Source organism: Aquiflexum sp., assembly GCF_041749095.1.
Classification (GTDB): Bacteria; Bacteroidota; Bacteroidia; order Cytophagales; family Cyclobacteriaceae; genus Aquiflexum.
On record NZ_JBGTCA010000011.1, the window covers coordinates 57,421 to 67,365 of the forward strand.

The 9,945-nt window shown below is 37.8% G+C and carries 6 protein-coding genes and 1 pseudogene; 4 read left to right on the forward strand and 3 right to left on the reverse strand.

The window, feature by feature from the left end; genetic code table 11:
* The first annotated feature begins 417 nt into the window (after window positions 1–417).
* The 4 genes from ACEW8O_RS00770 to ACEW8O_RS00785 all read left to right on the forward strand — a co-directional run bounded on the left by ACEW8O_RS00770 (window position 418) and on the right by ACEW8O_RS00785 (window position 6,987).
* Entirely contained in the window at window positions 418–1,725 is a 1,308-nt protein-coding gene (locus ACEW8O_RS00770) for an MFS transporter (RefSeq protein ID WP_373492710.1), read from the forward strand.
* Between the two features lie 27 nt (window positions 1,726–1,752).
* Complete coding sequence (locus tag ACEW8O_RS00775) at window positions 1,753–3,621, forward strand: CocE/NonD family hydrolase (RefSeq protein WP_373492711.1); 1,869 nt, start codon at window positions 1,753–1,755, stop codon at window positions 3,619–3,621.
* A gap of 156 nt (window positions 3,622–3,777) precedes the next feature.
* Entirely contained in the window at window positions 3,778–4,596 is an 819-nt protein-coding gene (locus ACEW8O_RS00780; RefSeq protein WP_373492712.1) for a tyrosine-protein phosphatase, read from the forward strand.
* Between the two features lie 291 nt (window positions 4,597–4,887).
* Window positions 4,888–6,987 carry a M28 family metallopeptidase gene (locus tag ACEW8O_RS00785; protein ID WP_373492713.1) on the forward strand — a complete coding sequence of 700 codons (2,100 nt, stop codon included), beginning with the start codon at window positions 4,888–4,890 and terminating at the stop codon, window positions 6,985–6,987.
* 41 nt (window positions 6,988–7,028) lie between these two features.
* Here ACEW8O_RS00785 and ACEW8O_RS00790 read toward each other — a convergent pair whose 3' ends face one another.
* From ACEW8O_RS00790 to ACEW8O_RS00800, 3 genes and pseudogenes are all read right to left on the reverse strand, one after another.
* Window positions 7,029–7,676, reverse strand: coding sequence for a DUF4276 family protein (locus ACEW8O_RS00790; RefSeq protein ID WP_373492714.1), 648 nt, complete (start codon window positions 7,674–7,676; stop codon window positions 7,029–7,031).
* Window positions 7,673–8,764 carry an AAA family ATPase gene (locus ACEW8O_RS00795; RefSeq protein ID WP_373492715.1) on the reverse strand — a complete coding sequence of 364 codons (1,092 nt, stop codon included), beginning with the start codon at window positions 8,762–8,764 and terminating at the stop codon, window positions 7,673–7,675. Before ACEW8O_RS00795 ends, ACEW8O_RS00790 begins: the two co-directional genes overlap by 4 nt.
* A gap of 439 nt (window positions 8,765–9,203) precedes the next feature.
* Window positions 9,204–9,945 (reverse strand): annotated as a pseudogene (locus tag ACEW8O_RS00800) (class I SAM-dependent RNA methyltransferase); the annotation flags it as partial.

Sequence of the window (9,945 nt, forward strand, 5' to 3'; positions counted from 1 at the left end):
CTTGGGGTAGTTCGCACACGATCTTTTTTTATACTAACATAATTTTAACCCTTAATTAATATAATTAAAATTTTCTAAAAACATTTCCAATGTAGTTTCGTGCACAACAAATTTCTTATGTTTTTCCATAAACAACAATACTATCGCTTATTTCAATGAATTACCAAATGCAGATATTTAATGTGTTTTTAGCTTAGAATAAAATGTAGTTATATCGATACTTATTCTAATAGAAAATGAAATTTATATAAACTATGGAATTAGATTATTATATGAATATAGATTTTTTTGAACGCTCCATGGCTATGAACCTAAAGGAAGCCTTTCCATATCCTTCCGATTCTATTCAAGCTACCATCGAGAAATTTAGTGAGGCTTTATCAAAACTTTCAATGTAAAATTAATCATTAGAATATCGTGGAAGTCTTAGAAAAAGAAGCCCCTCCTGTCACCACAAAATCAGAGATCGATGCCACCTATAAATACTGGAGGACCCGAATCTTATATACCTCTTTTATTGGATATGCTGTTTATTACGTTTGCCGGGTAAACATCTCCATGGCTTTACCAGGTATGGAAGCAGACCTTGGTTTTAATAAAATCCAGCTTGGATTGGTTGTTTCTGCCCTGCAGATCACTTATGCCCTCGGAAAATTTCTGAACGGAATTCTGTCCGACAGATCCAATCCTAAATATTTTATGGCTATTGGACTGTTTATGTCAGGCATAGCCAATTTAATTTTTGGCGTCACCACCAGTCTTTGGATATTGGTTTTATTATGGGGTTTAAATGGCTGGTTTCAAAGTATGGGATTTCCAGCAGGTGCACGATCTTTAAGTCACTGGTATTCTCCAAAAGAATATGGAAAGATATGGGGTATTTTCGGTACGTCGCATCAACTTGGTGCAGCTATTATTTATATCTCAGGAGGTTATCTCATTTTGAGTGGATGGCAAAACGCATTTATAGCCCCCTCATTCTTGGCGATATTAACTTCTGTATTTCTTTTTATACGGCTTACCAATATACCGGAAAAAATAGGGTTGCCCCCGGTTGAAGAATACAAAGGTGAAAAAAGTCGCCTAATTCCTGAAAAATTGACGGGCAGCAAAGCTGTGAAAAATCAGCTTTTGGCTAGGGTTATCAAGAACAAATTTATTTGGTTTACTGCAATGGGCAACCTATTCCTATACATCGTCCGGTATGGAATAATGACCTGGGCACCGACCTTTGTAAGTGCCACAAAGGGAGTTACAATAACAGAAAGTGGGTGGGTACTTGCAGCCTATGAAGTAATTGGCATATTGGGAATATTATTTTCCGGATACCTCTCAGACCGTACATTTAAAGCCAGAAGAGGCCCAATTATGGCAATTTTCATGTTCTTGTTGTCTTTTTTCGTTTTCCTTTTCCTCATAGTCCCCTATGGCAGCACCTGGCTGATACTAATAATAATATCTGTTTGCGGCTTTCTGGCAAGTGGTGCTCTCATGCTGGTAAGTGTCGCGGCAGCCACCTTTGCAGGAAAGGAGCTTGCGGCTAGTGGCGCAGGGTTTACAGGGTTTTGGGGATACATTGGGGCTACACTATCAGGTGTGGGTATTGGCTGGGCTGCAGAAACCTACGGGTGGGAGTGGGCATTTGCCTTAATAATTGCATCCTGTTTACTGAGCGCAGCATTTTTTGCACTAACATGGAATGCCAAACCAAAAATTGAAATATAATTAAAACATCCTTAAAAATCCAAAAAAATGAAAAATCATAATCTTAGAAGCTTATTGCTTATGCACCTGTCCATATTATTATGTACTACACTGTTTGCACAAAATTATTCGGTAGAAAAAAATATCATGGTTCCCACAAGAGACGGCATCGGTTTAGCTACAGACATCTACTTTCCGGCCAAGGGTGGCACAAAACTGGATGGAAAATTTCCGGTCATATTCCTCCGGACTCCCTACAACAAAGATCCTAAAGATGTTGAAGGAATAGATTTTTATTGTAAAAATGGGTACATCATGGTTTTTCAAGACTGCCGTGGCCGGTATAAATCAGAAGGAAAATTCAGTAAATATGTGAATGAGCCAAATGATGGCTATGATGCCGTTGAGTGGATTGCAGCTCAGCCATGGAGTAATGGAAAGATAGGAATGAAAGGAGGATCATATGGAGCTCACGTTCAAGCTTCTGCAGCAAAGCTTAACCCCCCTCATTTAAGTACTATAATGCTTACTGTTGGTGGGACTTCCAATGGCTGGACACATGGTATCCGTAGTTATGGTGCTTTCACCAATAAACAATTAACATGGGCTTTTTCCAACCTCGCAAAGGAAACTGAGGATCCTATTGCAAAAGAACGCATGAAAAACGAGCCGGTAAGCAATTGGTTTCACGTACTTCCATTAAAAAAAGGGCATAACCCCCTTTCTGCTGATCCGGAAATAGAAGATTATATTTTCGAAATGATGGACCATGCTGATTATGATGATTATTGGAAGCAAATGGGCTTCAACTGGGTAGAATATTACGATCAGACTTCTGATATCCCCATGATCCATATTTCTGGCTGGTACGATAATTATTGTCAGACCGCCATAGATAATTACCTGGGCTTAAGTGCCATCAAAAAATCCCCTATAAAATTACTTATGGGACCATGGACGCATAATACAAAGGAAACAATGGCAGGAGATGTTGAATTTGGGGAAGATGCCCAAAATCCCGTAACTCAGGATTGGGAAAAAATGTGGTTTGATCACTTCCTAAAAGGAGAAAAAAATATTATTGAGGAGGAGCTTCCAGTAAAAATATTTGTAATGGGTACAGGTGATGGCCACAAGGACAAAAATGGGCGACTGTTTCATGGTGGCTTTTGGCATACTGCCAATCAATGGCCTCTACCTGACACCAAATCTGTAAATTACTATTTACATGAAGATGGTAGCCTTAGTGCTTCAAAACCCAAGGAAAACGAAGTTCCTTTTACATTTGTTTTTGATCCGGAAAACCCGGTTCCGACTATAGGGGGAGGCATGGCTTCCACCCAACCAGTATGGACCGGAGGCGCTTTTGATCAAAGAGAAAAACCGTATGATGGAAATCCGAATACCGGCTTTTTTGGTTCAAAAAGCCCGTATTTACCATTAAGTGCAAGAAAAGATGTGATGGTATATCAAACTGAGCCCTTAGAAAATGAAATGCAGATTACCGGACCTATTGTTGTCAAAATCCACGCTTCCTCTGATTGTTTGGATACGGATTTTACAGCCAAATTAATTGATGTTTATCCTCCATCGGAAGATTATCCTAGTGGATACGAAATGAACCTTACTGATGGTATAATGCGGGCCAGATATAGAAATTCGCCCGAAAAAGCGGAATTAATGGAGCCGGGCAAAGTATATGAATTTACAATTACACCATTTCCTACGGCCAATGTCTTCAAAAAAGGCCATAGGATAAGAATTGATATTTCCAGTTCAAACTTTCCAAATTACGATGTAAACCCTAATACGGGTGAGAAATTAGGATTTAATAAGAGGACTGTTAAAGCTAACAATACCATTTATCATGATATTAAACGACCTTCTTATGTAGTGCTTCCGATAGTGGCTCTCTAACTACAAAGCTTTAATACCCAGAAGATGGCAATATCCTGTGAGAGAAGTAGTTAACAACAGAGAAAACGCATCACAGGCCATCCAAAGACAGTTTGGCGGCAATGATGATGTCTTTGCAGATATATGGATGTTGAAATAATATTAAATCGTATAAAAATGAAAAAGCAAATTTTAACCCTTATCATATTCTTTGTTTGGGGCACATTCGAGTCACATGCTCAAATAAATCTAGGTCTCGCATCAAGTCCAAATTTCAGGGAACTCGGCGGAATTGAGATCAATGATTCTCTAAAGGTTAAGTCAGGAAAAATCTATAGATCAGGAAGTTTTTCCAACCTTCAGCCGGAGGAATTGGAAAAAGTTGAGCAAACCAATTTGCAAACAATCATTGATTTCAGGTCCGATTTTGAGATCAAAAGAGAACCCGACCACATACCAAGCGGTATGAAGGTAGATTGGATAAATGCCCCTATCGGGAATCTGGATGAAAAAGGAATGGCAAAGTTTTCTCAAATCCTAACAAGCCCGGATTTTAAAGAAGAGGATTTGGATAAGCTTATGAAGGAAGTCAATAGGGGATTCGTTCAAAATATTCAGGATTTTAAACCATTATTCAATGCTTTGGAAAATGAAGATACTGTCGTGTTATTTCACTGTAGTGCTGGAAAAGACAGAACCGGTCTTGCATCCTCCCTTATACTCCATGCCCTTGGTGCGGATTGGGAAACCATCATGGAAGATTATCTACGTTCCAATGAAGCCGTTGAAAAAATAGATTTAAAAAAGATGGAAGCCTATGGAATTCCTAAAGAAAGGGCCAAAGCATTGATGGGAGTCAAAGAGGAATATTTAGTCGCTGCTTGGGATGAAATCGAGGAAAAATACGGCAATGCCGACAATTTACTGGAGAAAGAGTTTGGCATAGATGAAAAAATGAAGATAAGTTTAAGGAACCAATATTTGAACAGGAACTGAATAATAATTTAAGATTTTAAAACCCATTTTTTGATGTTTCAGAAGATGGTTTTTTTTATTATTCTTTGAATCAGGTTAGAAATACCGATTCCCAAAACTTGTTCGATCAATAAATAAAAAGAGGGTTTATTTAATTAAGTGGGAAAAAAGGGTCATGGTATTTGCAATTGACTGTGGAAAATCAATACCAACTAACCACAACAAATATCTACCATTTAACAATTTTGGGACTTCCTACACTCCTATTTAGATATCTTTGTGATGTGTTTTTTTTCACAAAAAATTAATCCTATGAACAAGAAATTACTATTGACTTTAGCATTTGGAGCCCTGATCAGCTTTCAACTTGAAGCACAGACATTAACAGGATTCACAAAAGACGCAGGTTCAAAACAACTGGAACTCGAAAAGCAATTTAAAAAAACAGTAGATTTTAGCAGATTTAAAACCCATTTGACGGAAATAACCTCAGTTCCACATGTGGCAGGTTCGGTAGCAAATGAGAAGGTTAAGGATTACATGGTACAGTCAATGAAAGCAGCTGGTTGGGATGTAGCTGTTTATCCCTATGACCTTTACCTTTCAAAAGAACCGGGTGAATCGATTGTCGAATTGGTCACTCCCATTCGACAACCTTTAAACCAACAGGAATATATATTAAAAGAAGATCCATTTTCATCACATCCTGGTTTGTGGAAAGGATGGAATGCCTACTCTGGCAGTGGTGATGTGACTGCTGAGGTGGTTTATGTCAATTATGGTGTCAAAGCGGATTTCGAAAAACTTGAAGAATTAGGAATTGATGTCAAAGGAAAAATAGTACTTGCGCGTTATGGTGGGAATTTCAGAGGTTATAAAGCCAAATTCGCCGAGCAATATGGTGCTGTCGGACTTTTGATTTTCACTGATCCCGATGATTCGGGTTATGCTAAAGGACTTGTTTATCCCGATGGTACCTCATTTAGTGAGAGCTCAATTCAAAGAGGTTCTTTGTTGACAGCAGATTGGACTGGTGACCCGCTTACGCCTTTTGAACCTGCACTTCCTTTGGATGGAAAAACCAAAATCAAAAGACTTAATCCCGATGAAGTGGGTTTGCCTACCATTCCTGTCACTCCAATATCTTATGGTTCCGCAAAAGAAATCCTTGGTAAAATGCAGGGCAAACCTGTTCCGGCAGGCTGGCAAGGTGGGCTTCCCTTTACCTACAGACTCGAGGGAGGAAAAGATTTGACTGTAAGATTGAAAGTAGAACAAGAAAGAGGATATGTCAGGGCAAACAATGTTGTAGGAACTTTAAAAGGAGAAACGAATCCTGATGAATGGATCATTTTAGGTTGTCATTATGATGCATGGAGCTTTGGATCGACTGATCCTAATTCGGGTACGGCCATGTTGCTCAGCCTTGCGGAGACCCTTGGCAAAATGACTAAAGATGGAAAAAAGCCTGCCAGGTCTATTTTGATCGCCCATTGGGATGCAGAAGAACATGGTGTAATCGGTTCCACAGAATGGGTCGAGCAATTCAGAAATGAATTGGGTGCCAAAGCAGTCGCTTATATCAATTTGGATGCGGCTGTTGGTGGAAGAAACTTCGGAGCTGCATCTTCACCTACTTTGAAAAGATCAATCATGGACGCTGCCAAAGAAGTCGCCTATCCGGATTCCTCAAAAACTGTATATGATGTGTGGGCAAAAGGAAGTGATGAACCAAATATAGGAAATCTGGGAGGTGGCTCTGACCATATCGCATTCTATATGCATGTAGGAGTTCCCTCTATGAGTGGTGGTGCAGGTGGTCCTTCTTTGTACCACACCAATTATGATAACCTTACTTATTATGAGAAGTTTGCCGATCCAACTTTCAAAATGGGCGGCACTGTAGAACAAGTGATCGGTATATTGAGCCTGAGGTTGGCAAATGCTGAAATCATCCCTTACCATGTTGGCAGATATGCCCAAGACCTTCAGATGCATTTTGAAGCTGCCGAAAAAGAGGTGAAAAGCTACAATAAAGATTTCTTTGGTTTCACAAAATCCAAAAATTCCATAGCCGAATTGAAAAAAAGCGCTACGGCATTGGACAGCAAAATTGCAGAAGTGTTGGCTTCAAATATCAAAGATTCCAAGAAATTGAAAGCAATCAATAAAGACCTGATTTCATTGGAAAAAAGCTTTATCGATCCTAAGGGGATGTATTTCGGAAACTGGTACCGATCACTTTATGCTTCATCAGATCCATTCAGTGGATATGCTTCATGGATTCTTCCGGGAATCAAGTATGAAACAGAAATGAAATCAACCGAGAGACTGACAGAATGGGATGATCGGTACAGTAAAGCAATCAATGACCTTAAGTCCAAGATTGATGGATTGATGGGGAAGCTTTGATTGGGGGGAATATTCTAATTTCAATTCTTATTACGTTTATCTTAAAAATTCATGCTTAATCTTGCTACAATCCGTTCAACCCATTCTTTAAACCTAGGACATTTATCTAGAATTTCTTCCATACCAAGACTTTCAAGAATCATTTCACTATGAAAGGTCTTGTCATATTCAAAAATTCTCATCAATCTCTTGGAAGGTGCATTCTCAAGAGAGTTATTAATGTCTTCGGGGTTTGAATAGGATTCAATAATTGATTTCACTTCATTTAGTTGTTCTTCCCTGTCAATCACAATCTTAAAACCAGAAATATTTGAGAATAATAGTGCTTCGAATTCATGTTTTTGGATGTAAGGAATTAGATCAATATTATTCCCAAAGTCTTTAATAATTGATTCTTCTATTTCCCTAATCCTGTCACTATTTTGATTATACCCTGGAAAGTCTGTAGGTAATCTAAAAAAATCAATTAAAGTTGTTACAATTGCTCCTTGAGAAAGTGTCCGTTCCAGCTCATTTCTAAAGAGTTGGTATCCTGTTACCCCACCCTTCTTATGTTGTTTTCTATTTGTGGTGATCGTTTGTGCATTCATCGGGTTTCTAAACCCAAGACGATATAAATAAGGTATTATGAACTTATTGACAAAGATGATTTCACAATCTCCCTCTACCACAAAAACTAATCTCCTCATCCGATAGTATAAGGTTGGGCCCCAAAAATATTCTTTCCCCATAAATCCCCAAGAGTGTAGTCCTTCAGCCAATTTTCCAAATCAGGTGGATTCAATCTATAAAAATTTGAACCCTGCTCTGTTCGTTCTGTCACTACAATATCCTCAGGATCAAAATTATCAATTAAGTTAAGGGATTGGGTTGAAATTATAACCTGAGTGGTTTTTGAAACATTTCTAATAAGAGCTGCCAGTTTATTAATAGCTACAGGATGCAAACCAAGTTCTGGTTCATCTATTATGACAGTTCCAGGAGGTTCGGGTTGCATCAATAGTGTAGCTAAGCAGATAAATCTAAGTGTGCCGTCTGAAAGATGGTAGGCATTAAAGTAGGATTCAGGGGCACCTTTTTCCCTCCACTCCAACCTAATCATTTCAACGTTCAAATTGGATGGTTCTAAAACAAATTTATCAAAAAAAGGAGCAACAGATTGAATGGTTTTCTCAATCCGTTGAAAGTGCTTATTATGTTTTAATTTGAGAAAATATAGAAAAGAAGCAATATTAGAACCATCATTTTTTAAATATCGGTTATCGTTTACATTTGAATTCCCCTTCATAGGAGACTTATCTCCTGTATCGTGGAAATGATATACATCAAACTCTTTCAACCGTTTGTTCAAATAATATGCTTGTCCTTTATTAGTTTGAATTAATTCTGATTCCAATTTATTTTTTTCAATCCATTGATGGCTCCATGTTGTGTAAGACAAAAATGCAGTTTTGGTTGAATTTATAAAAAGACTGTCCTGAGCTTCCTTAAGCTTAACAATATATCTGTTAGTATCTGATAAAATAGAACCAAAAGTAATTTCAAAATTAATTTCGTATGTTGTTTTCTTTCCGAAATGCAAAAAAGTATCTGCTCCTCCTTTAGACTTTACATAGCTCTGTAAATTTTGGATATATATGTTTCTGATTAATGTAAAAATTGAAATAAAATTACTCTTTCCAACACCATTTCCCCCGAGTAAAATATTAATCGGCTTTAACTCAATCTCTTGATCCTGAATCGATTTATATCCTTGTATCTTGATTCTGGTAATCATAATTTTCCCTAAGCTAAAATTTCATTCATTTACTTATAACAAACTTAAACTTTTCATTTAACTTTCTTTATCCTTTTAAATCTTGTGCCAAAACCATATCTGACTTGGTCAAAAATTCAAGGGTCAGAAATTCAATTAATTACTTGTATATTGATATATACACAAATTAAGGTAATTTATCGTGAATAAACCATTATCTTCTTTTGGAAAATAAAGGGATATAGTTTGACATGATCCATCATTGTGCAGTTTTTATTGGACGAAATTGGAAGCAAAGCAATCAATTCCCCTAGTGTTATGTTAACTCTAATATTTAAAGGTTACCACCATCGCGAAAAGATTCAAGTTATACTTATTTGCCTCTGCGGGAAAGATTGTCAATTCAGTGTTTATAAATAAATTATAACATGAATTTTCAGCATTTCCTCATCAAAAAAAATCACACCCCCTTCTTCGTCCCCTTATACAATTCAAACTTCAATAACCTGCAATCTATCGTTCCGTTATAGAATTCGATTTTTCTGGAAGCTCTCAAACCGACTTTTTTTGCCAATGATGGATTTCCTGAGAAAATATATCCTGTGTATCCTGCACACTTTTGTTTCAAAAAGTCCCCGATCCTTTTGTAGGTCAATCCCAGTTCCTCCTCCTCTCCCAGCCTTTCCCCATACTCCGGATTAAATATTACAACACCGTTTTCTGATTCAGGGATGGTGGTTTCTTCAAAATCACAGACTTCAAATTCAATGGTTTCTTCCATATCCGCATACCCCGCATTTTCCTTACTGAACAAAACTGCCTGCTCGCTGATATCACTTGCAATTACCCTTAAAGTTGGTTTGGACTTGATTTTTTTCTCCAACAATTCTTTTTGATATGAATAGAAAGACTCCTCATAACCCAAAATATGCATAAAGGCATAATTGTCACGATAAAGTCCCGGATACCGGTCAGTCGCAATCATGACAGCCTCTAGCGCCAAAGTACCGGAACCGCACATGGGATTGATAAAAGGACTTTCCCTGTCCCAACCGGTTGCATATATGGTGGCTGCAGCCAATGCTTCCAACATCGGGGCTTTTCCGGGTATCTTTCTATAGCCTTGTTTTGCTAGTGTTTCGCCTGAAGTGTTGATGTACAGGGAAGCCTGTGTATCCTTCCAGAATAATTGAAAAACAGCA

Bases quoted from the DNA above. Each gene is read 5' to 3' on its own strand.
- ACEW8O_RS00775 (WP_373492711.1), top strand. From the start codon at position 1,753: ATGAAAAATCATAATCTTAGAAGCTTATTGCTTATGCACCTGTCCATA.
- ACEW8O_RS00780 (WP_373492712.1), top strand. From the start codon at position 3,778: ATGAAAAAGCAAATTTTAACCCTTATCATATTCTTTGTTTGGGGCACA.
- ACEW8O_RS00785 (WP_373492713.1), top strand. From the start codon at position 4,888: ATGAACAAGAAATTACTATTGACTTTAGCATTTGGAGCCCTGATCAGC.
- ACEW8O_RS00790 (WP_373492714.1), bottom strand. From the start codon at position 7,676: ATGAGGAGATTAGTTTTTGTGGTAGAGGGAGATTGTGAAATCATCTTT.
- ACEW8O_RS00795 (WP_373492715.1), bottom strand. From the start codon at position 8,764: ATGATTACCAGAATCAAGATACAAGGATATAAATCGATTCAGGATCAA.